The 23,217-nt window shown below is 71.5% G+C and carries 19 protein-coding genes; 11 read left to right on the top strand and 8 right to left on the bottom strand.

What is annotated here, in order from left to right:
• Nucleotides 1-178: 178 nt before the first annotated feature.
• Complete coding sequence (locus tag OOK38_RS02595) at nt 179-3,010, bottom strand: helix-turn-helix transcriptional regulator (protein WP_266765912.1); 2,832 nt, start codon at nt 3,008-3,010, stop codon at nt 179-181.
• Between the two features lie 157 nt (nt 3,011-3,167).
• Nucleotides 3,168-4,010: a helix-turn-helix transcriptional regulator gene (locus tag OOK38_RS02590; protein ID WP_266763708.1), complete on the bottom strand. Its 843-nt coding sequence runs from the start codon at nt 4,008-4,010 to the stop codon at nt 3,168-3,170.
• Nucleotides 4,011-4,112: 102 nt separating this feature from the next.
• On the opposite strand from OOK38_RS02590, the gene OOK38_RS02585 reads away from it, so the two are divergent.
• Together OOK38_RS02585 and OOK38_RS02580 are read left to right on the top strand one after the other, a co-directional pair.
• Nucleotides 4,113-5,792: an AMP-binding protein gene (locus OOK38_RS02585; protein ID WP_266763709.1), complete on the top strand. Its 1,680-nt coding sequence runs from the start codon at nt 4,113-4,115 to the stop codon at nt 5,790-5,792.
• Nucleotides 5,789-7,396, top strand: a complete 1,608-nt coding sequence (locus OOK38_RS02580) for an AMP-binding protein (RefSeq protein ID WP_266763710.1) — start codon at nt 5,789-5,791, stop codon at nt 7,394-7,396. Before OOK38_RS02585 ends, OOK38_RS02580 begins: the two co-directional genes overlap by 4 nt.
• Before the next feature lie 56 nt (nt 7,397-7,452).
• On the opposite strand, the gene OOK38_RS02575 is transcribed toward OOK38_RS02580, so the two are convergent.
• Nucleotides 7,453-8,226 carry a hypothetical protein gene (locus tag OOK38_RS02575; protein ID WP_266765913.1) on the bottom strand — a complete coding sequence of 258 codons (774 nt, stop codon included), beginning with the start codon at nt 8,224-8,226 and terminating at the stop codon, nt 7,453-7,455.
• A gap of 455 nt (nt 8,227-8,681) precedes the next feature.
• Here OOK38_RS02575 and gcl point away from each other — a divergent pair, with 455 nt between their 5' ends.
• Nucleotides 8,682-10,466, top strand: coding sequence for a glyoxylate carboligase (gcl, locus tag OOK38_RS02570; RefSeq protein ID WP_266763711.1), 1,785 nt, complete (start codon nt 8,682-8,684; stop codon nt 10,464-10,466).
• 98 nt (nt 10,467-10,564) lie between these two features.
• On the top strand, nt 10,565-11,473 hold the full coding sequence (locus tag OOK38_RS02565; RefSeq protein WP_266763712.1) for an alpha/beta fold hydrolase: 909 nt from the start codon (nt 10,565-10,567) through the stop codon (nt 11,471-11,473).
• Between the two features lie 459 nt (nt 11,474-11,932).
• Here the strand turns inward: OOK38_RS02565 and OOK38_RS02560 are convergent, their stop codons facing one another.
• The 4 genes from OOK38_RS02560 to OOK38_RS02545 all read right to left on the bottom strand — a co-directional run bounded on the left by OOK38_RS02560 (nt 11,933) and on the right by OOK38_RS02545 (nt 16,110).
• A complete protein-coding gene (locus OOK38_RS02560; RefSeq protein ID WP_266763713.1) occupies nt 11,933-12,163 on the bottom strand; it encodes a hypothetical protein in 231 nt (76 codons plus the stop codon).
• A gap of 442 nt (nt 12,164-12,605) precedes the next feature.
• A complete protein-coding gene (locus tag OOK38_RS02555) occupies nt 12,606-14,063 on the bottom strand; it encodes a catalase (protein ID WP_266763714.1) in 1,458 nt (485 codons plus the stop codon).
• 265 nt (nt 14,064-14,328) lie between these two features.
• Nucleotides 14,329-15,225: a 2-hydroxy-3-oxopropionate reductase gene (locus tag OOK38_RS02550; RefSeq protein ID WP_266763715.1), complete on the bottom strand. Its 897-nt coding sequence runs from the start codon at nt 15,223-15,225 to the stop codon at nt 14,329-14,331.
• Nucleotides 15,226-15,270: 45 nt separating this feature from the next.
• A complete protein-coding gene (locus tag OOK38_RS02545; RefSeq protein WP_266763716.1) occupies nt 15,271-16,110 on the bottom strand; it encodes a TIM barrel protein in 840 nt (279 codons plus the stop codon).
• A gap of 216 nt (nt 16,111-16,326) precedes the next feature.
• Here OOK38_RS02545 and OOK38_RS02540 point away from each other — a divergent pair, with 216 nt between their 5' ends.
• The 7 genes from OOK38_RS02540 to OOK38_RS02510 all read left to right on the top strand — a co-directional run bounded on the left by OOK38_RS02540 (nt 16,327) and on the right by OOK38_RS02510 (nt 22,255).
• A complete protein-coding gene (locus OOK38_RS02540; RefSeq protein WP_266763717.1) occupies nt 16,327-16,587 on the top strand; it encodes a hypothetical protein in 261 nt (86 codons plus the stop codon).
• A complete protein-coding gene (locus OOK38_RS02535; protein ID WP_266763718.1) occupies nt 16,584-16,952 on the top strand; it encodes a helix-turn-helix domain-containing protein in 369 nt (122 codons plus the stop codon). The genes OOK38_RS02540 and OOK38_RS02535 overlap by 4 nt, the downstream gene beginning before the upstream one ends.
• Nucleotides 16,953-17,126: 174 nt before the next feature.
• Nucleotides 17,127-17,642 carry a 2-oxo-4-hydroxy-4-carboxy-5-ureidoimidazoline decarboxylase gene (uraD, locus tag OOK38_RS02530; protein WP_266763719.1) on the top strand — a complete coding sequence of 172 codons (516 nt, stop codon included), beginning with the start codon at nt 17,127-17,129 and terminating at the stop codon, nt 17,640-17,642.
• Nucleotides 17,639-18,040, top strand: coding sequence for a hydroxyisourate hydrolase (gene uraH, locus OOK38_RS02525; RefSeq protein WP_266763720.1), 402 nt, complete (start codon nt 17,639-17,641; stop codon nt 18,038-18,040). Before uraD ends, uraH begins: the two co-directional genes overlap by 4 nt.
• A gap of 5 nt (nt 18,041-18,045) precedes the next feature.
• Nucleotides 18,046-18,993 carry a factor-independent urate hydroxylase gene (gene pucL, locus OOK38_RS02520; RefSeq protein WP_266763721.1) on the top strand — a complete coding sequence of 316 codons (948 nt, stop codon included), beginning with the start codon at nt 18,046-18,048 and terminating at the stop codon, nt 18,991-18,993.
• Between the two features lie 160 nt (nt 18,994-19,153).
• Nucleotides 19,154-20,530: an 8-oxoguanine deaminase gene (locus tag OOK38_RS02515; RefSeq protein WP_266763722.1), complete on the top strand. Its 1,377-nt coding sequence runs from the start codon at nt 19,154-19,156 to the stop codon at nt 20,528-20,530.
• Nucleotides 20,531-20,875: 345 nt separating this feature from the next.
• The gene (locus tag OOK38_RS02510; RefSeq protein WP_266765914.1) at nt 20,876-22,255 is read left to right on the top strand and encodes a nucleobase:cation symporter-2 family protein; all 1,380 of its coding nucleotides are present in this window, start codon (nt 20,876-20,878) and stop codon (nt 22,253-22,255) included.
• Between the two features lie 125 nt (nt 22,256-22,380).
• Here the strand turns inward: OOK38_RS02510 and OOK38_RS02505 are convergent, their stop codons facing one another.
• A complete protein-coding gene (locus OOK38_RS02505) occupies nt 22,381-23,196 on the bottom strand; it encodes a chitosanase (RefSeq protein ID WP_266763723.1) in 816 nt (271 codons plus the stop codon).
• Nucleotides 23,197-23,217 lie beyond the last annotated feature (21 nt).

Below are 23,217 nucleotides of genomic sequence, written 5' to 3'. Positions count from 1 at the left end.
GCCCCGGACCCCTTCCGGCTCCGACCGGCCTGCTCCGGAGGCCCGCCGACCCGGCGCGGGCATCGTCCCGTAGCCCAACCGGCTCCGAGCCGCCGCGCCCTGACGTCCCCTCGGCTTCGTCGCGCCCTGCCGCGGAGTCTCACCGGCCCACCGTTCCCGTCGTCGGCCGGGAGGATGGTCAGTCGGGCCTGCGTTCCGCCGCGAGCCGCACGATGTCCACCCGGGAGCGTATCCCCAGCTTCCGGTACACCCGGGTGAGGGTGGCCTCCACGGTCTTGACGCTGATGAACAGGCGCCCGGCGATCTCGCGGTTGGTGGCGCCCTCCATGACCAGGGCGGCGACCTGGCGCTCGGTCGCGGCGAGGGTGTCGAGGGCGGCGGAGGCGAGGGGCGGCGCGGCCGGAGGGAGTGCGGACGCCGCCTCGACCCGACGGAGCCAGGGCAGCGCACGGCACCGGCGGAACAACCGGGCGGCCTCGTCGTAGGAGGTGGGTCCCGGGACGGGGCGAGCGGAGCCGGGACCTTGGGAGAGGGTGCGCAGACCGGCGAGGGCGTACGCGGCGCGGGCCTCCTCCAGGCCGTAGCCCAGCTTGCCGAGGCGGTCCTGCGCGGACGCCAACTGGCGTTCGGCGGGCCCCTGTTCGCCGCGAGCGGCGCGGACCAGGGCCTCGGCGCGGTCGAGCACGGCGAGCACGCTCTCGCGTTCCAGCCGCAGAGCGCGTCGGCGGGTCACGTCGATGACGTCCTGCGCCTCCGCGGTCTCGCCGATCCTGACCAGTGCCTCGGCGAGGTCCCCGTGCCAGCGGCCGCGGGCGGGGTCGACGACACCGAGTCCCTCCTCCAGCTCCCTGACCCGGCGCAGCGAGTGGACCGCGGCCGACGCGTCCCCGGCGACCAGCTGGGCGTGCCCGAGGGCGCCCAGGGCGCGCGAGAGGTAGACCAGGTCGCCGTCCTCCTCGGCGCGGTCCACGGCCTCATGGGCGAGGGCGAGCGCCCGGTCCACGTCACCGCCCGCCGCCTCGGCGAGCGAGGTGAACATGGCGGTGGCCGCCTCGCCGATGCCGGTGTCACGGGCCAGCCTGAGGCTCTCCCGGGCCAGGTCGAGGGCGCGGCCGCAGTGACCGGAGCGCAGTTCGGTCTCGGCGAGGCCACGCAGGAAGTGCAGCTCGCTCTCGACCATGCCGCGCCGCTGCACCTCGCGCAGCAGCGCGGTGATGGCCGTACGGGCCTCGGCGAGCCGGTCGCCCATGATGAGCCAGCGGAAGCGGGCGGCTCCGGCGCCGTTGTGGTCACAGGCGACCCGGGGGTCCTGCGGCTCGCGCATCGCCCGCTGGATGGTCGACGGCGCGTCCGGATGCCCCATCAGGGTCTCCATCTGCGCCTGGAAGCCCAGCGCGAGGAGTTCGGTGCGCCGGTCCCCGGCGCGGGCCGCGAGCCGCGCCGCCCGGGCGGCCTCCTCACGGGCCTTGGCCATCTCGCCGTCCATGAGCAGGGCCCGCCAGGCGAGTTGGTAGCGGACGAGGGCGAGCAGGCCGGGGTCGTCACCCGCGTCCGCGAGCGCCTGCGGGAAGACCGCGTCGATCTCGGCCATGGCCTGTCCGGCGGCGTCGACGACGACCATCCAGGCCCGGACCCGGTCGGCGGGTGCGGTGGCCCGGGCCAGCACCTGGCGCGCGATGTCCCGCGCGAGGTCCGTCTCCCCGGCCGTCAGCGCGTCCTCGGCCGCCTGCAGGCGCCGTTCGTCCGCGCCCGGCCGGGTGTCGGCCGGTGTGTGCCGGGCGGCGAGCAGCCCGAGCCCGACGGCGACGGAGGGCGCCCCGCGGTCGCGGGCGGCGGCCGCGGCCTCGCCGAGCCGGGCGGCGACCGCGGGGTCCGTGCCGGTGGTGGAGAGGGCGAGGTGCCGGGCCCGCTCGATGGGGTCGGAGGCCGCGCGGGACAGTGCGGCGTGCGCGGCGCGCCGCTCCTGGGCGTCGGCCTCCGCGTACAGGGCGGCCGAGACGAGGGGGTGCGCGAACCGGATGCCGGGCGTCTCGCGTTCGGTGGCGAGGAGTCCGAGGGCGGCGGCCGACGCCGTGTCCGCCTCGGCGTTCTCCCGGCCCGCGGCGTGCAGCAGGGCCAGGGTCGGGCGGGCTCCCGCGCTCACCACCAGCAGGGTGCGGCGGGCCTCGGCGGACAGCATGTCCAGGCGGCTGAGGACGAGCGCGCGCAGCGACGTCGGCACGGGCAGCGGTTCGCCCGGGCTCGGCGGGGTCGGGGACTCGGCGAGGGCGCGGCCCAGCTCCAGGGCGAAGAGCGGGTTGCCGCCGCTGGTGCGGTGGATGTCGCGCACGGTGGAGCGGGGCAGGCCGGTGTAGCCGCGCTGTCCGAGGAGTTCGGCCACATGGGCGCGGGCCAGCGGGGCGACCCGCAGGGCCAGGGTCTCCGGCGGGGACGCGCGTAGATAGCGATCGTGGTCCCGTGCCCCGGGTTCGGTGTCCGTACGGACGGCGCACAGCATGCGGACCGGGGTGCCGCCGAGCCTGCGAGCGGCGAAGCCGAGCAGTTCGGCGCTGGCCGGGTCGAGCCACTGCAGGTCGTCGGCGACGATCAGCACCGGCCCCTGGGCGGCCAGGGCGCGGAACGCCGACAGCACCGCGAGCCGCAGCGCGAGACCGTCGCGCTGGAGGGTGGATTCGCCGCGGCCGGTGAGCGCCGACTCCAGGGCGGTGCGCTGCGGGGCGGGCAGCCGGTCGGCGATCTCGTCGACGACCAGGCCGAGGAGGTCGGCCAGCGCGAGGAAGGGGAGATGGGATTCGGACTCGGTGGCCGAGCAGCGCAAGACGGTCCGTGCCGATTCGGCGCATTCCGCGGCCAACGCCCGCAGGACGGTCGACTTTCCTATTCCCGCCGGCCCGTGCACGAGCACACTGCCGCCGTCGGAGAGCTGCTCGCGTGCCCCCGCGAAGAGGCCCTCCCGGCCGATGACCAGGTCGGGGCGGGGTCTCGCAGGTTCCTTGAAGTCCCCTCGCACGGTCACCGCTCCCCTCGTGTGGCGTGTCCCGGCCAATATTAGGCAGTGTCTCTTTGAATTTCGGACAGTCGGCGTGGTGAGGGAAATAACAGCGGCCGCGCATAAGTCATTTCAATGTCGGTCAGATTGAATGAGGAGCGCCAGAAGGGCTGGTGTGCTAGGGCAGTACACCGGCCCGGCGCGCGGCGACGACCGCCTCCAGACGGGTGTGCGCGCCGAGCCTGCGCATCGCCGAACGCAGATACCCCTTCACGGTCTCCGGGCGGAGCCCGAGCCGCTCGGCGGCGGCCGCGTTCGTCGCGCCCGCGGCGACACAGGCGAGGACGTCCACCTCACGGGGAGCGAGTCCGACCTCCCGCGCGGCCCCCGTGGACGGTGCCGCGGCGTCGGCCAGCCGGCCGCACACGGAGAGGAGTTCGGCCCGCAGCGCGGGGTCGGCGATCCGCGGGGCCAGCGCCCGCAGCGCCCCGTGCGCCTCGCGCACCTCCTCCCAGGCCGCGCCTCCCGTCGCCGGTCCTGGCTCATGGGCGAGGGCGAGGAGACCGCGGGCCTCGTCCCGGACGACGAGCGCCTGCTCCACGTCACGGGCCGCCGCGACCGCCGCCCCCAGCGTGCGGTCGCCCAGGGGCTGGGCCGTCCGCAGGGCGCCGTACAGCACACCGCGCACCCGGCGCCGTACGACGACCGGAACCGCGAGGACGGAACGGAGCCCCTCCGTCGCCACCGCCACGTCGTACTCGTGGCTGATCTGCCGTGAGGCCGAGTAGTCGCTCACCGTGCACGGCCGGGCGAGGGCCACCGCCTTGCCGCCCAGGCCGTTGCCGGAGGAGACGGCCAGCGCGCTCAGCGCGGGCGTCGCCGTACCGCTCAGTTCGCTGATGCGCACCAGCCGGCCGCCGGAGTCGACCAGGCCGCCGAACGCGACCGGCAGCCCCGTCGCGCGTCGCAGCCGCACCAGCGCGCCCCGCATCTCCACTGCCTCGGCTGTGTCTGCTGCCACCTGCTCGCCCCTTCATCGCGGCGCACCCCCCGTTCGGGGGTGGTGAGACCTGCATCACGGAATACACGATGGTAGGCGGCGGTCCGGCAACGAGGAGGACACATGACGGCGACGACGGGCGCGACGGACGAGTTCCGCGCCGCGCGGGACTTCCTGCTGGAACACCGCGCGGACTACACCAAGGCCTACGAGGGCTTCAGCTGGCCCCGCCCGGAACACTTCAACTGGGCGCTCGACTGGTTCGACGTCATCGCGCGGGACAACGACCGCACCGCCCTGCACCTCGTCGAGGAGGACGGCGATCGCGTCGAGGTCTCGTTCGCCGCGATGTCCGAGCGCTCCGACCGGGTGGCCAACTGGCTGCGCGACCGGGGCGTACGCGCCGAGGACCGCATCCTCGTCATGCTCGGCAACCAGGTCGAGCTGTGGGAGACGGCCCTCGCCGCGATGAAACTGCGCGCCGTCGTCATCCCGGCCACCCCGCTGCTCGGCGCCGCCGACCTGGCCGACCGGGTCGAGCGCGGCCAGGTGCGGCACGTCGTCGTCCGGGCCGAGGACACCGCGAAGTTCGACGAGGTGCCCGGCCGCTACACCCGCATCGCGGTCGGCGGCACCCGGCCCGGCTGGCAGGCGTACGAGGAGACGGCCGCCGCCGACGCCGCGTTCGAGCCGGACGGACCCACCCACGCCGACGATCCGCTGATGCTCTACTTCACCTCGGGCACCACCGCCCGGCCCAAACTGGTGGAGCACACCCACGTCTCGTACCCGATCGGCCACCTGGCCACCATGTACTGGATCGGCCTCCAGCCCGGTGACGTGCACCTGAACATCTCCTCGCCCGGCTGGGCCAAGCACGCCTGGTCGAATCTCTTCGCGCCGTGGAACGCGGAGGCGACCGTCTTCCTGTACAACTACACGCGGTTCGACGCGAGCCGTCTGATGGAGGAGATGGACCGGGCCGGCGTCACCACGTTCTGCGCCCCGCCCACCGTGTGGCGCATGCTGATCCAGGCCGATCTGAGCCGGCTGGGCACCCCGCCGCGCGAGGTCGTCGCCGCGGGCGAGCCGCTGAACCCCGAGGTCATCGAGCAGGTCCGGCGCTCCTGGGGCGTCACCATCCGGGACGGCTTCGGGCAGACGGAGACCGCCGTCCAGGTGTCCAACAGCCCCGGCCAGCAGCTCAAGACCGGCTCCATGGGCCGGCCGAGTCCCGGCTTCCGCGTCGAACTGCTCGATCCGGTGTCGGGCGCGCCCGGCGCGATGGAGGGGGAGATCGCCCTCGACCTGTCCGCGCACCCGGTGGGCCTGATGACCGGCTACCACGGCGACCCCGACCGTACGGCGGAGGCGATGGCGGGCGGCTACTACCGCACCGGCGACATCGGCGCGCGCGACGCCGACGGCTACATCACCTACGTCGGCCGGAGCGACGACGTGTTCAAGGCCTCCGACTACAAGATCTCGCCCTTCGAGCTGGAGAGCGCGCTCCTGGAGCACGAGGCGGTCGCCGAGGCCGCCGTGGTCCCGGCCCCCGACGAACTGCGCCTCGCCGTGCCGAAGGCGTACATCGTCCTCGCGGCCGGCTACGAGCCGGGCCCCGACACCGCCAAGGTGCTCTTCGAGCACGCGCGTTCGGTGCTCGCTCCGTACAAGCGCGTCCGCCGCCTGGAGTTCGGCGAGCTGCCCAAGACCGTTTCCGGCAAGATCCGCCGGATCGAGCTGCGCGAGGCCACGGCCGCCGGCTCGGACGCCGAGTACCGCGAGGAGGACTTCCGGTGAGTGAGCTGTCGTACGCACACGGGACGAGCGGCACGGCGCTGCTCGGCGACACCATCGGGGCCAACCTCGACCGCGCGGTGCGGGCCTGGCCGGACCGTGAGGCACTGGTCGACGTGCCCTCCGGGCGGCGCTGGACGTACGCCCAGTTCGGCGCCGAGGTCGACGAGTTGGCGTGCGCGCTGCTCGCCGCCGGCATCGCCAAGGGCGACCGGGTGGGCATCTGGGCGGTCAACTGCCCGGAGTGGGTGCTCGTCCAGTACGCCACCGCCCGCATCGGCGCGATCATGGTGAACATCAATCCGGCCTACCGCACCCACGAGGTCGCGTACGTCCTCGACCAGGCAGGCATCTCGCTGCTCTTCGCCTCCCTCAGCCACAAGAGCAGCGACTACCGGGCGATGGTCGAGGAAGTGCGCGGCAGGTGCCCGCGGTTGAGGGAGACCGTCTACATCGGCGACCCGAGCTGGGACGCGCTGCTCGGGCGCGGAACCCCTGACCTGTACGAGGACCTCCACGCCCGCGGGAGCGAGCTGTCCTGCGACGACCCCATCAACATCCAGTACACCTCGGGGACGACGGGCTTCCCGAAGGGGGCCACGCTCTCCCACCACAACATCCTCAACAACGGTTATTTCGTAGGCGAGTTGATCGCCTACTCCGAGCAGGACCGGGTCTGCATCCCCGTCCCCTTCTACCACTGTTTCGGCATGGTCATGGGGAACCTGGCCGCCACCTCGCACGGCGCGTGCATGGTCATCCCCGCCCCGTCGTTCGACCCGGCGGCGACACTGAAGGCCGTGCAGCAGGAGCGGTGCACGTCGCTCTACGGCGTCCCCACCATGTTCATCGCGGAGTTGAACCTCCCCGACTTCGCGACGTACGACCTGTCCACCCTGCGCACCGGCATCATGGCGGGCTCGCCCTGCCCGGTCGAGGTGATGAAGCGGGTGGTCGCCGAGATGCACATGGAGGAGGTCTCGATCTGTTACGGCATGACGGAGACCTCGCCCGTCTCGCTCCAGACGCGCCGGGAGGACGACCTGGAACACCGCACGGGCACGGTCGGCCGGGTCCTGCCCCACCTTGAGGTGAAGGTCGTCGACCCGGTGGACGGCGTGACCCGCCCGCGCGGCAGCGCCGGAGAACTGTGCACCCGCGGATACAGCGTCATGCTCGGCTACTGGAACGAACCCGAGAAGACCGCCGAGGCCGTCGACCCCGGGCGCTGGATGCACACCGGGGACCTGGCGATGATGCGCGAGGACGGCTATGTGGAGATCGTCGGCCGCATCAAGGACATGATCATCCGCGGCGGGGAGAACATCTACCCGCGCGAGATCGAGGAGTTCCTGTACGCCCACCCGAAGATCGCCGACGTCCAGGTGGTCGGCATCCCCCACGAGCGCTACGGCGAGGAAGTGCTCGCCTGTGTCATCCCGCGTGATCCGGCCGACCCCCTCACCCTGGACGAGCTGCGCGCCTTCTGCGAGGGCCGGCTGGCGCACTACAAGATCCCCAGCCGGCTGCGCGTCCTGGAGACCTTCCCGATGACGGTGTCGGGGAAGGTGCGGAAGATCGAACTGCGGGAGACGTACGCGGAGTAGACGCGCTCGGTGTCCGTGCCCGTGCCCGCGCCCGTGCCCGTGTACGTGTCCGGTGGTCAGTCCGTGACGGCGACGAGGTCGTCGGCCGGGCTGTTCACCGGCTGCGGGGTGCCTGTGAGGTCCAGGACGAACAGGGCGACGCCGAGTGTGTCGGCGCGGGCGCGGGCGTCGTCGGCGTAGCCCGCGAGGGAGAAGAACACGCAGTCCGCCGACTCCGTCATGGCCGTCAGCCACAGGCACTCCACGTCGCGCAGTGAGGCCGGCCGCACGGTGGGGACCACCTGCGCCAGGACGCCGCGCGCGGCGAGCCCGATCCCGGACGGGGGCCGCTGGTCCGCGCGCCGGATGTCGCGGTAGCCCAGCCAGCGCAGATACAGCGCGGCCGCGGTGACGGCGTCGCGGGCCGTGCGGATGGTGACCGGCTGGAACGCCGGTCGGCGGGCGGGGGACACGTCACGCCCGCGCCGCCCGACACCCGGCGACGCCCCGACCTCGGCACCCCGGTCCTCGCCCGGGCCGGTGTCCTGATCGTCGGCCCCGCCCCCGTCCGGAAGGCTGTTCCCGCCTCCGTCCGCCCGGCCGGTTTCGTCGCCCCGGCGGCTGATGGCGGTTGCGTCCGTCCGGCCGCTCCCGTCGTCGTCCCGGCGGTTCTTCGCGGCGGCGTTCCGGCGGCCGCCCCCGTCGCCGCCCTCCGCCGACACGTCGGTGCCGTCGCGTCGCGCGGTGCCGGCCCCGGTGGCGTCCGGCGTCGACTCCGCCCTGCCCGGCCGGTGGACGGCTCGTACCCCTCGTACCGGAATCCGCAGCGTCGTTCCGCACGGGCAGCCCAGTTCCGGGTGGGGCCACTGGGTCTCGTGGCCGCACGCCTCGCAGCGGACGTCGGCCCAGTCCTCGTCCCACGCGCGGTGAGTGACGGGGGCCGGCTCCGCGAGGCGGTCGAGCGGGGCCGTCACGGGCGCTCCGCACACACAGGGATAGGACGGAGCCGCGTACAGGTGCTCGCGGCGGCAGGCCGGGCACCGCACCGGCACGCTCTCGGCCATGGCCCACTCCAGGAGATCACGTCGGGTCAGCGCGTCCATCGTCCTCCTGCCGGGCGGCGTCCGGCAGCGAAACGGCGTGACGTCCGCCGGCCGGATCCGTCGCGGGGCCCGCCCTTGACGCTCCTGGCCGCGACGCCTACATTGCTTCCAGATAGTAGAAGTTAGTTTCCGCAATACGGAATTTCAGCTCTCCGCGGGGCGCGACGGGAGCGCGAATCCGACAGCCGAAGCAGGAGTACTCCATGGCTCGTATGACCGCTGCCCGCGCGGCAGTCGAGATCCTCAAGCGCGAGGGCGTCAGCGACGCGTTCGGCGTCCCGGGTGCGGCGATCAACCCCTTCTACGCCGCGCTCAAGGCATCCGGCGGGATCAGCCACACCCTCGCCCGGCATGTCGAGGGCGCCTCGCACATGGCGGAGGGCTACACCCGCACACACCCGGGCAACATCGGCGTCTGCATCGGTACGTCGGGCCCCGCCGGAACCGACATGATCACCGGCCTCTACTCCGCGACCGGCGACTCGATCCCGATCCTGTGCATCACCGGCCAGGCGCCGACCGCGGTGATCCACAAAGAGGATTTCCAGGCCGTCGACATCGCGTCGATCGCCAAGCCCGTGACGAAGATGGCCGTCACCGTGCTGGAGGCCGCGCAGGTTCCCGGCGTGTTCCAGCAGGCGTTCCACCTCATGCGCTCCGGGCGTCCCGGGCCGGTCCTCATCGACCTGCCCATCGATGTCCAGCTCACCGAGATCGAGTTCGACCCCGAGACCTACGAGCCGCTCCAGGCCTACAGGCCCGCCGCGACCCGCGCCCAGATCGAGAAGGCGATCGGGCTGCTGAACGCCTCCCAACGCCCGCTGATCGTGGCCGGCGGCGGTGTCATCAACGCCGACGCGGCCGAACTCCTCGTCGAGTTCGCCGAGTTGACGGGCACTCCGGTCGTCCCGACGCTCATGGGCTGGGGTGTCCTGCCCGACGACCACGAGCTCAACGCCGGCATGGTGGGCCTGCAGACCTCGCACCGCTACGGCAACGCGACCTTCCTGGAGTCCGACTTCGTCCTCGGCATCGGAAACCGCTGGGCCAACCGGCACACCGGCAAGCTGGACGTCTACACGGCCGGACGGAAGTTCGTGCACGTCGACATCGAGCCCACCCAGCTCGGCAAGATCTTCGCGCCCGACTACGCCATCGCCTCCGACGCCAAGGCCGCTCTGGAGCTCTTCGTCGCGGTGGCAAGGGAGTTGAAGGCTGAGGGCAGGCTCCCCGACCGCTCCGCCTGGGCCGCCTCCGCGCAGGAGAAGCGGGCCACGCTCCAGCGCCGGACGCACTTCGACGACATCCCGATCAAGCCGCAGCGCGTCTACGAGGAGATGAACAAGGCCTTCGGCCCGGAGACCCGGTACGTCTCCACCATCGGCCTCTCGCAGATCGCCGGCGCCCAGATGCTGCACGTCTACCGGCCGCGCCACTGGATCAACTGCGGTCAGGCGGGCCCGCTCGGCTGGACCATCCCGGCCGCGCTCGGCGTCGCCAAGGCCGATCCGGACGCGCAGGTGGTCGCCCTCTCCGGCGACTACGACTTCCAGTTCATGATCGAGGAACTGGCCGTCGGTGCCCAGCACAGGATCCCGTACGTCCATGTCCTGGTGAACAACGCCTACTTGGGCCTGATCCGGCAGGCGCAGATCGGCCTGGACATCAACTTCCAGGTCAACCTGGAGTTCGAGAACATCAACTCCCCCGAGCTGGGCGTCTATGGCGTCGACCACATCAAGGTCGTCGAGGGCCTCGGCTGCAAGGCGATCCGGGTCACCGACCCGGGCGAACTCGGCGCCGCCTTCGAGCAGGCCAAGAAGCTCGCCGCCGAGTTCCGGGTCCCGGTCGTCGTCGAGGCGATCCTGGAGCGCGTCACCAACATCGCCATGAGCAGGACGAACGACATCGGCAACGTCGTGGAGTTCGAGGAGATCGCGACCGAGCCGGGCCACGCGCCCACCGCGATCCGGACGCTGAAGGTCTGACGAACGCGCTCGTTCGCACGCGAGGGCGGCCCACCCCGGGGGATGGGCCGCCCTCGCGCGTTGTTCCCAGGCGCGGGCGGGTCCGGCATGCTCGCCCCATGCGGATGACCGTCCCCACCCCCCTCGGCGACATCGCCGTACGCTGCTTCCCCCCGTATCCCGGCGCCCGGCCGGAGGGCACCTCCGTCCCGCCCGACGCCCCCGCGCTGCTGCTTCTGCACGCCAATCCCGGGGACGGCCGTGACTTCGACGCCGTGCTGCCCGCCCTCGCCGACCGGTACCGCACGTTCGTCGTGGACTGGCCCGGATACGGCGACTCCACCGCGCCCGAACCCGGCCGGGTCACTCCCGAGGGGCTGGTGGAGGTCGCGGAGCGGGTGATCGACGCGCTCGCCGAGGAGCAGGGCGTGCGGGAGGTCGCCGTGCTCGGCAACAGCGTCGGCGGCTATGTCGCCTGCCGCCTCGCCGAGGGCCCCCGCGCCGCGTCGGTCACCGCGCTCGTCCTGGTCGACCCGGCCGGCTTCACCCGGCACACCGCGTTCACCCGCTGGTTCTGCCGCGAGGTGATGGGCCGTCCCGCCCGTGCCCGCCGGCTGGTCGTCCCGCTGGCCCGCGCCTATCTGGGCCGGCTCGGCACGCCCAGCGCCCGGGAGACGTACGCCCGCGTCCGCCAACTGCCCCACGACGAACGGAGACTGGCGGTGCACTGCGCCGTCTGGCGCGGTCTCGCCGACCCGGAGTTCGGCCTGGCGGACCCCGCCGCCCTGGATCTGCCGATCCTGCTCGTGTGGGGGAGCCGTGACCCGGTCGTCCCCGCTCTCCTCGACGGCCGCCGTGCTCAACGCATGCTCCCCGCAGGGACGTTGAGTGTTCTGCTGCCCACGGCCCACGAGCCGTACAACGAGCGCCCGGGTCTCTTCCTGCGGCACATCCTGCCGTTCCTGAAGGACCCGCGGGCGGTCAGTACGGGCCGCCTCCGGAGCCCCAGCCGGTCCCGTCGCCGGTGACCCCGACGCAGCGGCCTCCGCCGCCGTCCTCATCGCCCCGGGGCGGTGCGTGCTCCGCCGCACCGCCGAGGCCGGTCCGGCCCGCCGCCGGATCCCGCGGACGCGGGGCCGACGCGGTGAGCCTCACGGTCCGGTGGGGGCCCTCACGCGGCAGCGCGACGGTCTGAGGCCTGGGCCCGACCGCCGCGCTCCCACTCATGGTGCTTTCCCCCGTGCCCCCGTGCTTCCCCCGTTCGGGACCCGCCGCCCCCGTGCCGGCGGGCCCCGTGTGCCGAGAATGTGCCTCATTCGGCGGGAGGAGAAGCCCCCGGGGCAGTGTTCAGAGGTTGATTTGAGGGTTCCGTAGGCCTTCTACGCCCGCTTGCGTACGCCTGGAGTCCGATTGCCGCCCGTTTCGGCTCGCAGCTCGCAGCTCGCGGCACGCGGCACGCGGCGGGCCGCGAGCCGCGGCCCTCGACCTCATCCGTCCGTGTGCTCCGAGAGGCCGGGCCAGTCGTCGGGGCCGCCGCCCTGCCACTCGATGATGTCGCTCTCCTCGACCTCGATCGCGTCGAGGTCGACGTCCGCCTGGCGCAGGATCTCGACCACGTCGTCGAGGTGGTACGCGATGCCGAGCACCCGGTCGCCCTCGGTGACCCGCCGCGATCCGTCCAGCGCCGGTGTGTGCACCACGATCCTCGGAAGTTCCATGCCGTCAGCCTCCATGGTCCCAGGCTGCTGCGCGCGGCCGGAATCCGCACCCGGAGGCCCGGTCCGCCGCGCACGGAAGGCGGAGCGCCGGGTACGGGACCGTCCGTACCCGGCGCTCCGCCGGTGAGGCATGGGCTGTTGCCGTCCGACGGCGCGAGGCTGGGCGCGACAGTACGTTCGCGCCGCCGGACGGAGTGGGCGGGCCCTGGTGGGCCGGTGTGGCTGGGACCGCGGCGGATGCGACGGAACCGTGACGCCTCTTCCCTCAGGTCGAGAAGCGGGTCCCGGGACCTTCACCACCGCACTGGCTCGCATGCCGCCGCGGTCCTCGCCTCGCCCGCGGGTCTTTCGCGCGGTCACCCCTCATCCGGGCCGCTCGATCCACCGCGGGCTGCGCGTACCGTCCTGACCTCCCGTCAAGGGCGGTACGCGAGTCGGGTTCTCAGTCCTCGCGCAGGGCGTGGACCGCCTCCTCCACCCGCTTGCCGTACTCCGGGTCCGCGGCGTGGAAGTGGGCGAGGTTCTTCTCGATGACGTCGTCGCGGGAGACCTGCGCGAGGCCGCCCGCGATGTTCGCGACGAGCCGGGACCGCTCCTCGGCCGACATCAGCCGGTACAGCTCTCCGGCCTGGAAGAAGTGGTCGTCCTTGGTGTGCTGCGGCGCCTCGTGGGTGCCGGTGTGCCCGGCGACCGCGAGCGGGGCCGACAGCGGGCGGCCGGTCTCGGCCGGGCCGTGGTAGGAGTTCGGCTCGTAGTTCTTCGCGGCGCGGCCCTGCGTGTTGGACGCCATGAGGCCGTCGCGGCCGTAGTTGTCCGCGGTGGTGGCCCTCGGCGCGTTCACCGCGAGCTGGGTGTGGTTGACGCCCAGGCGGTAGCGGTGCGCGTCCGCGTAGGCGAACAGGCGGCCCTGGAGCATCTTGTCGGGGGAGGGACCGATGCCCGGAACGAAGTTGTTCGGGGAGAAGGCGGCCTGCTCGACCTCGGCGAAGACGTTGTCGGGGTTGCGGTCGAGGACCAGCCGGCCCACGCGCTGGAGCGGGTGGTCCTGGTGCGGCCACACCTTGGTGAGATCGAAGGGATTGAAGCGGTAGTCCGCCGCCTCGGCCGCCGGCATGATCTGCGCGTACAGCGTCCAGGACGGGTTCACGCCCCGCTCGATGGCCTGGAGCAGGTCCGTCTGGTGGGAGTTGGGGTCCTTGCCCGCGAGCTCCTGCGCCTGCTCGGTGGAGAGGCTGCGGACACCCTGGTTCGTCTTGAAGTGGTACTTGACGAAGAAGGCCTCGCCCCCGGCGTTCGTCCACTGATAGGTGTGCGAACCGTAGCCGTTCATGTGGCGGTACGACGCCGGGATGCCCCGGTCGCCCATCAGCCAGGTCACCTGGTGCGTGGCCTCGGGTGCGTGCGCCCAGAAGTCCCAGACGTTGTCCGGTTCCTGCCGGCCCGTGAACGGGTCGCGCTTCTGGGAGTGGATGAAGTCGGGGAACTTGATGGGGTCCTTGATGAAGAAGACCGGGGTGTTGTTGCCGACGAGGTCGTAGTTGCCCTCGGCGGTGTAGAACTTCAGAGCGAAGCCGCGGGGGTCGCGGACCGCGTCCGCCCCGCCGAGGTTGTCGGCGACGGTCGAGAAGCGCAGGAAGACCTCGGTGCGCTTGCCGACCGTGTCCAGGAAGTCGGCGTGCGTGAAGCCGGTGACGTCGTCCGTGACCTCGAAGTAGCCGTACGCGCCGGAGCCGCGGGCGTGCACCACGCGCTCCGGGATGCGCTCGCGGTTGAACCGGGCGAGCTTCTCCAGGAGGTGCTGGTCCTGGAGGAGGAGCGGGCCACCGACGCCGGCGGTGGCGGAGTTCTGGTTGTCGGCGACAGGGGCGCCGGACTCGGTCGTGAGCACGCGCTTCGACATCGTGGACCTTCCGTACGAGAGGGCAGCGGGATCAGCGGAAACCCTCTTCCGCTATGTGGACATCTACCGCTTGGTGGAGCCTAGGTTCGGGGTGAACTGGACGTCAACAGTTTGTTGAAGGCGGATCCGGGCCGCGGCGGCGCCTGGGCGCGACAGGACAGGTGTCAGCGCCGCCGCGGCCCGGAAGTCAGGGGCCTGGAAGTCGGGGGGCCCGGGCAGGGTCCGGCCGGTCGTCGGCCGGCTCCCCGCCGGTTCCAGCCGTGGTTCAGATCCGGGCGCCGGAGAGGCGCTCGACAGCGCGCAGCAGCGCGGAGTGGTCCAGTCCGCCGTCGCCCTGGGCGCGCAGGGCGGCGACGAGCTGGGCGACCACGGCGCCGACCGGAAGCGCGGCACCGACGGTGCGGGCGGCGTCCGTGACGATGCCCATGTCCTTGTGGTGCAGGTCGATGCGGAAGCCGGGCTTGAAGTCGCGGTTCAGGAAGTTGTCCTTCTTGCGGGCCAGCACGGTGGAGCCCGCGAGCCCGCCGCCGAGGACGTCGAGTGCGGCCTTGAGGTCCACGCCGGACTTCTCCAGGAAGACCACGGCCTCGGCGCACGCCTGGATGTTCACGGCGACGATCAGCTGGTTGGCCGCCTTCACGGTCTGGCCCGAGCCGTGCGGACCGCACAGCACGATGGTCCTGCCGAGCGCCTCGAAGATCGGCTCCGCCTCGTCGAAGTCGGCCTGCTCGCCGCCGACCATGATCGACAGTACGGCCTCGATCGCACCGGCCTCGCCGCCGGACACGGGGGCGTCGAGGACGCGGACGCCCTTGTCCCTCGCCGCCTTCGCCAGGTCGACCGAGGTCTGCGGGGTGATCGAGGACATGTCGACCAGCAGCGCGCCGGACCTCACGTTCTCCAGGATGCCGTCGGGGCCGTACGCGATGGCCTCGACCTGCGGGGAGGCGGGCACCATCGTGATCACCACGTCGGCGTCACGCACGGCCTCGGCGATCGAGGCGGCGGCCGTGCCGCCCGCGGCGGCCAGGCGCTCCAGCTTGTCCTGCTCCAGCGTGAAGCCGGTGACGTCGTACCCGGCCTTGATCAGGTTCTCCGACATGGGCGAGCCCATGATGCCGAGACCGATCCAGGCCACCTTGGGGAGGTTGTCGTTGCTCATGAGGGTGCCTCTCTGGAATCTCTGCTGCGTGTTCGGGGGTGCCGCTCAGCGGGCGGCCCGGACGTCGGCGGGCAGCCAGTCGAAGGCCTCCGCGCTCGGCCGGTCGCCCGGCTTGTACTCCAGGCCGACCCAGCCCTCGTAACCGGCCTTGGCCAGCTGGTCGAGGAGTTCCTCCAGCGGGAGGGTGCCGGTGCCCGGGGCGCCGCGGCCGGGGTTGTCGGCGATCTGCACATGGCCGGTCCGGTCGGCGTAGGCGGCGATCACCTGCGGCAGGTCCTCGCCGTTCATGGAGAGGTGGTACAGGTCCATGAGGAACCTGGCGTTGCCGAGGCCGGTCGCCCGGTTGACCTTGTCGACGATGCCGACGCCGGCCGGGGCGGTCACCAGCGGGTACAGCGGTGACTCCGGCCGGTTGAGGGTCTCGACGAGAAGGATCGCGCCGATCCGGTCCGCGGCCCGGGCCGCGAGAACCAGGTTCTCCAGGGCGAGCGCGTCCTGCTCGGCCGGGTCCACGCCCTCGACGCGGTTGCCGTACAGGGCGTTGAGCGCCCCGCAGCCCAGCGACGCGGCGAAGTCGGCGGCCACGTCGATGTTGGCGCGGAACCTCTCCGACTCCTCACCGGGGATCGACAGGGCGCCCCGGTCGGGGCCGGGCAACTGTCCGGCGTAGAAGTTCAGCCCCGTCAGCCGGACGCCCGCGTCCTCGATCGCCTTCTTCAGGGCGTCGAGCTCGGCCTGCTCCGGGGTGGGGGAGTCGACCCAGGGCCACCACAGCTCGACCGCGGTGAAGCCCGCCGCGGCGGCGGCCGCCGGGCGCTCCAGGAGCGGGAGTTCCGTGAAGAGGATCGACAGGTTGACGTTGAAGCGCTGGTCCGCGAATCCCATGGGTTCGGCGCTCCCTTCCGTACTGGCGGCCGTGCTGTCGGCCGGGCCGGCGGTTCGAGGTGATTCCGTATTGCGGAAGTTCGTTTCTGCTTAATGGAAGATTGCCGTCGGGTGTCGGACCTTGTCAAGGGGGTGCCGAGGGCGAAGCCGTCCGGGTGACCGGCTCGGGCCCGAGGGGGATGCCGGGATGTCCGGGGCGCGCAGTAGGTTGAGCCCGTGCGATTGAGAGTGGAGTTCACGACCGAGCCCTTCGACCTCGACGAGGCGCCGCGGCACGCGCTGGTCGCCCGTGAGGTCATCGAGGCGGCCGAACTGGATGCCGTGGACGTCGGCCCGTTCGGCAACACCGCGGAAGGCGGCGCGGACGCCGTGCTCACCGCCGTCGACGATCTGCTGCGCAAGGCTCTGGAGGCGGGCGCCACCCGCGTCTCCCTCCAGGTGAACGTCGTGGGCGCCGCCGGGGAGGGCGATAAGTGACCGGAATCGGGGACGACCCCTTCGTCGCGGCGGTCAAGCCGCTGGTCGACGCCATGGGGGGCGAGATGCTGGCGCCCGAGCAGGCCGGCGTCGACGACGTCGTGCTGTCCTGGGAGGGCGCGGACGTCGTCGCCGTGCGCCTGCCCCAGCTCGCCGACTCGCTCGACCACATCCTCGCCGCCCTGGAGCGCAAGCGGGGCAAGCCGCTCGCGGAGCTCGACCGCAAGGCCAAGCAGGAGATCGTGCGCATACTGGAAGCGCGCGGGGCCTTTTCCGTGCGGCACGGTGTGGAGACGGTGGCGACCGCGCTCGGCGTGAGCCGGTTCACCGTCTACAACTATCTGAATCGCGAAAAGGACGCCTGACCAGCGCAAACGCGTCTCAGGACGGCAGGGGTCCGCCTGCCGTCACCCGCCGCCGTCCGGCTCGATCGGGCGGCGGTTTTTGTAACCCGAAGTTTTCAACAAAGTGTTGACGTGGTGTTTCTGAGGGCGTTAGCTGATCCGCAGCCCGTCCAGCACAAGGCCACGGAGGCTCCCGTGACGTCGAGTCCGACACCTGGCGGCCTCGCCCGCTTCAACGCCCTGGAGGAGCGCGCGGCCTTCGCCGCCCTGCACGAGGCCTGCGCCTCCCGGGCATGGGCCGAGCGGCTGCTCGCCGCCCGCCCCTGCGCCACCGCCGACGACCTGTTCGCCGCGAGCGACGCCGCCATGGCCGAGCTGACAGACGCGGACCTGGCCGAGGCGATGGCCGGGCACCCGCCCATCGGGCGCCCGAAACCCGGCGATCCGACCTCCTCCCGGGAACAGCGCGGCATGGCCGGCGCCTCCGGGGAACTCAAGGAGGAGATGCTCGAACTGAACCTGGCCTACCAGGAGAAGTTCGGCCACGTCTTCCTCATCTGCGCCACCGGCCGGACCGGCGAGCAGATGCGCGACGCGGTCAAGGAACGGATCGGCAACTCGGCCGAGCGGGAGCGTGAGATCGTCCGCGTCGAACTGGGGAAGATCAACCGCATCCGGCTCGGCCGTCTCGTACAGGAAGAAGAGGCATGAGCACCGACACCACCGCCTCCGTGTCCACCCACATCCTGGACACCAGCGTCGGCCGCCCCGCCGAGGGCGTCGCCGTCCAGCTCGCCGCCCGCGCCGGGCGCGAGGCCGACTGGCAGGCGCTCGGCGGTTCCGCGACCGACGCGGACGGCCGGTGCAAGGACCTTCCGGCGCTGCCGGAGGGCACGACCCATGTACGGCTCGACTTCGCGGTCGAGCGGTACTTCGAGTCGGATCCAGCGACACAGCAAGCCGATGCGCAGCAGGACGCCCCCGCGAATCGGGACAGCGAGACGTTCTTCCCCGAGGTGACGATCACCTTCGCCGTCAGGCCGGGCGAGCACTACCACGTACCGCTGCTGCTCAACCCGTTCGGCTACTCCGTTTACCGAGGGAGCTAGCAGACATGACCGACAATTCCCGCCGCGCCCACCCTGTGATGCTGGGACAGAACCAGTACGGCAAGGCCGAGAACCGCGTCGTCAAGATCACCCGCGACGGCGACACGCACCACATCAAGGACCTGAACGTGTCCGTCGCGCTGAGCGGCGACATGCAGGAGGTCCACCTCTCGGGCTCCAACGCGAACGTCCTGCCCACGGACACCACCAAGAACACGGTGTACGCCTTCGCCAAGGAGTACGGCATCGAGTCCGCCGAGCAGTTCGGCATCCATCTGGCCCGGCACTTCGTGACCAGCCAGGAGCCGATCAAGCGGGCACGCATCCGTATCGAGGAGTACGCCTGGGAGCGGATCGAGGCCTCGGACGCCAACTCCCGGTTCATCGGCGCGGACGAGGTCAAGCACTCCTTCGTCCGCAAGGGCCAGGAGACCCGCGTCACCCAGATCACCTACGACGGTGAGACCTGGGAGGTCATCTCGGGCCTGAAGGACCTCGTCGTGATGAACTCGACGAACTCCGAGTTCTGGGGCTACGTCAAGGACAAGTACACGACGCTCCAGGAGGCGTACGACCGCATCCTGGCCACCCAGGTCTCCGGCCGCTGGCGCTTCAACTGGACCGGCGACGAGCAGAAGATGCCCAACTGGGAGAAGTCCTACGACCAGGTCAGGAAGCACATGCTCCAGGCCTTCGCGGAGACGTACTCCCTCTCCCTCCAGCAGACCCTGTACCAAATGGGCTCGCGGATCATCAACAACCGCAGCGAGATCGACGAGGTCCGCTTCTCGCTCCCGAACAAGCACCACTTCCTTGTCGACCTGAAGCCGTTCGGCCTCGAGAACGACAACGAGGTCTACTTCGCGGCCGACCGCCCGTACGGGCTCATCGAGGGCACCGTCCTGCGCGACGGCTGCGAGCCGCGCATCCCGGTGGACCTCAGCAACTTGTAGTACTGCACCGCAGGACTACTTGCTCGACCCCCGACGCGTGCGCCGGCGTCAAGTCCCAGGGGAGAGCGGGGGCATCTGCGCAATGACAGCACCACGGACCCGGTCGTCACCCCGCTCGGCCCCCGGGTCCGTCCGCCAATGGGAAGAACGAGGAACCGTCGTGGCAGTCCAGCGCATCGTCATCGAGAACTGCGCCATCGCGACCGTGGACGCGGGCGACACCGAGTACGCCTCGGGTCACATCGTCGTCGCCGGCAACAGGATCGAGTCGGTGGGCCCCGGAAAGGCCCCCGAGAACCTGGAGAACGTGGTCCGCCGCATCGACGGCACCGGGCACCTGGCCACGCCCGGTCTGGTGAACACCCACCACCACTTCTACCAGTGGATCACCCGCGGCCTCGCCACGGACCACAACCTCTTCAACTGGCTCGTCGCGCTGTACCCGACCTGGGCGCGCATCGACGAGCCGATGGCCTACGCGGCCGCTCAGGGCTCCCTCGCCATGATGGCCCGCGGCGGCGTCACCACCGCCATGGACCACCACTACGTCTTCCCCAAGGGATCCGGCGACCTGTCCGGCGCCATCATCCGGGCCGCCCGTGAGACGGGCGTCCGTTTCACCCTCGCCCGCGGCTCCATGGACCGCAGCGAGAAGGACGGCGGACTGCCGCCGGACTTCGCCGTAGAGACCCTCGAAGGCGCGCTGGCCGCCACCGAGGCGACCGTCGACGAACACCACGACGCCTCCTTCGACGCCATGACCCAGGTCGCCGTCGCGCCCTGCTCGCCCTTCTCCGTCTCCACCGAACTCATGAAGCAGGGCGCCGAGTTGGCCCGCCGCAAGGGTGTACGGCTGCACACACACGGTTCGGAGACCGTGGAGGAGGAGCAGTTCTGCAAGGAACTGTTCGGCATGGGCCCGACCGAGTACTTCGAGTCGACCGGCTGGCTCGGCGAAGACGTGTGGATGGCGCACTGCGTCCACATGAACGACTCCGACATCGCCGCCTTCGCCCGTACGAAGACGGGCGTCGCCCACTGCCCGTCCTCCAACGCCCGGCTGGCCGCCGGTATCGCGCGGGTCCCCGACATGCTCGCGGCGGGCGTCCCGGTCGGCCTCGGCGTCGACGGCACCGCGTCGAACGAGTCGGGCGAACTCCACACCGAGCTGCGCAACGCCCTGCTCATCAACCGGCTCGGCGCCCACCGCGAGGCCGCCCTGAACGCCCGTCAGGCGCTGCGCCTCGGCACCTACGGAGGAGCCCAGGTCCTCGGCCGCGCGAGCCAGATCGGCTCCCTGGAGGCGGGCAAGCTCGCCGACCTGGTGCTGTGGAAGCTCGACACCCTGGCGCACGCCTCGATCGCCGACCCGGTGACGGCGCTGGTCTTCGGCGCCGCAGCCCCGGTCACCCTCTCGCTCGTCAACGGAAAGCCGGTCGTCGAGGACAGCCGCCTGCTCAACGTCGACGAGGACGCCATCGCCCGCTCCACGCGGGACGAGGCACAGCGCCTGGCGCGGATCGCCGCGCAGGCCTGACCACCGCAGAACTCCGGCGGAGGGGGACGGCCCTCGGCCGGTAGCCGTGGACCCGAGCGGGGTCCACGGCGGCCGTAGCCGGGGCGTGCATGGACGTGCGCGCCCCGGAACGGTCTCCGCCGCGTGGACACCGTGTCCGCGCGACGGTCATCGTCCCGGTCCCGCACGACCGCGCATCACCTCCCTGACACCCACGTCGACGGCGACGTGTACCCGACCGGAGGAGCCGCCGTGGCCGCCCAGCCCGAGCCCAGCACCGATGCACGACCAACTGGAGCAACTGGAGCAACTGGATCGACCGGAGAAACGGGAACATCCGGAGCAACTGGACCAGCCGGAACGGCCATCGGGTCGAAACACCCGGTCGACGAGAAGCTGCCCGCCCTGAAGATGGCGACCAGCGGCCTGCAGCACGTGGCCGCCATGTACGCCGGAGTCGTCGCCCCGCCCCTGATCGTCGGCGCCGCGGTCGGTCTCTCCGCCACCGAACTCACCTTCCTCACCGGCGCCTGCCTGTTCACCGCGGGGCTCGCCACCTTCCTGCAGACCCTCGGCTTCTGGAAGATCGGAGCCCGGCTGCCCTTCGTCAACGGCGTCACCTTCGCCGGCGTCGCGCCGATGACGGCGGTCGTCGCCTCCGCCAAGGACAAGAGCGACGCCCTGCCGGTCATCTTCGGCGCGGTCATGGTCGCCGGCGTGCTCGGATTCATCGCGGCTCCCTTCTTCAGCAAGGCCGTTCGCTTCTTCCCGCCCGTCGTCACCGGCACGGTGATCACGCTCATCGGTGTCTCGCTGCTGCCGGTCGCCTTCGGCTGGGCGCAGGGCCCGAACCCCGTGGCGGACGACTACGGTTCGCGGACCTATCTCGGCCTCGCGGCGGTGACCCTCGTCATCGTCCTGCTGCTGCGCCGCTTCACCCGCGGCTTCGTCAAGCAGATCGCGGTCCTGCTCGGCCTGGTCGTCGGCACGCTCGTGGCGATCCCCTTCGGCGTCACGGACTTCGGGCCGGTGGCCGACGCGGACGTGGTCGGCTTCCCGACGCCGTTCCACTTCGGCGCCCCGCAGTTCCAGCTCGCCGCGATCCTCTCGCTCTGCGTGGTGATGGTCGTCTCGATGACCGAATCGACCGCGGACATGCTGGCGTTGGGCGAGATCGTCGAGCGCCCCGCCGATGAGAGGACCATCGCGGCCGGACTGCGCGCCGACACCCTCGGCTCGGCGCTGAGCCCGCTCTTCAACGGCTTCATGTGCAGCGCCTTCGCCCAGAACATCGGCCTCGTCGCGATGACGAGGATCCGCAGCCGGTACGTCGTCGCCACCGGCGGCGGCTTCCTGGTGCTGATGGGACTGTGCCCGATGGCCGCGTCCCTGATCGCCGTCGTACCGCGTCCGGTGCTCGGCGGGGCGGGTGTCGTCCTGTTCGGCTCGGTCGCGGCCAGCGGTATCCAGACCCTGGTCAGGGCGGGCCTGGAGAAGGACAACAACGTGCTGATCGTGGCCGTTTCCCTCGCGGTGGGCATCATCCCGATCACCGCGCCCGAGTTCTACCACGCGTTCCCGCAGACCGTACGGATCGTCCTCGACTCCGGGATCTCCACGGGCTGCGTCGCGGCCGTCGTCCTCAACCTCGTCTTCAACCACCTCGGCAGGGGACGCGAGAACGCGGGGGACGTGACCCACCCGATGGAGGCGGGCGAGGACCTCAAGGCGGTACCGGCCCACTGAGTCGGACATCGCGGCCCGCACGTTCTTCGGGGACCAACGGCCGCCGGTGCGAGCCGACTTGATGAACGGACCACGGAGGGCGCGGCACTGGACATGTGCCGCGCCCTCCGCCTGTTCCGCGCCCGTCAGCCGATGTGGAAGCTGTCTCCGTAGACCTTCCAGTCCAGCGGAGTGTCGAGGTTCAGGTTGCGGTTGCGCAGGAAGACCCGCTGCGCGGTGTCGACCCGACTGGTGTCGGAGTGGGCCTCCTCCTGCTTCATGGCCCACACGCGCGCGTCGAGGAAGGCGTTCAGATACGTCACCTCGTCACCGCCCTGGGCCGGCGGCCTGGCCCTCGCCAGGGCGCGCCGCCGGATGCTGCCGAAGCTGGTGCTGTCGCCGCCGTCGCCGTGCATCACGATGGCGTCGTAGTACGTGAACTGCCCGAGGACCCCGATGCCGTCGGTCCTGCCCTGCCGCACGGCGGGGTTGAAGTAGACACGGTCGCGCTCGTCGTTCTGCGCCTGCTGGAACGCCGGATCCTGCGCGGCCCGGCGCCAGTCGGCGGGGAAGCCGGGGTCCAGGCCCTCGTGAGAGTCGCTGCCGTCGACCTCGCGCAGCGCGGGCAGGTACCTGGCCAGGACGTTGCCGGGCTTGCGCCGGGTGTACAGCTCGACGAGGTCGAGCATGTCGTGGGTGCCCGAGCAGAAGCCGATGATCCCGGCGGTGTAGCCGCGTCCGTCGCCGATGTCCTCGATGTACTTGTACTGCGCCTTCCAGTCCAGCGAGGAGTTCTCCGCGCTGGAGACCAGTTTCATGGCGATCTCCTTCTTCGCCGGGTCGTCCAGGCCGACGAGGGCGGCGGTCGCCGTCTGGGTGGCGATGAGGGGGCCAGCTACCAATGAGGCTCCGATCAGGGTGAGCAGGGTGCGACGCGATGTGCCTATGTGGGGGGTGCGCACGGTACCTCCGATGGGGGAGTG

Source organism: Streptomyces sp. NBC_00568, assembly GCF_026341855.1.
In the GTDB taxonomy this organism is placed as follows: domain Bacteria; phylum Actinomycetota; class Actinomycetes; order Streptomycetales; family Streptomycetaceae; genus Streptomyces.
This window is presented reverse-complemented; position numbering and strand designations above follow the sequence as displayed.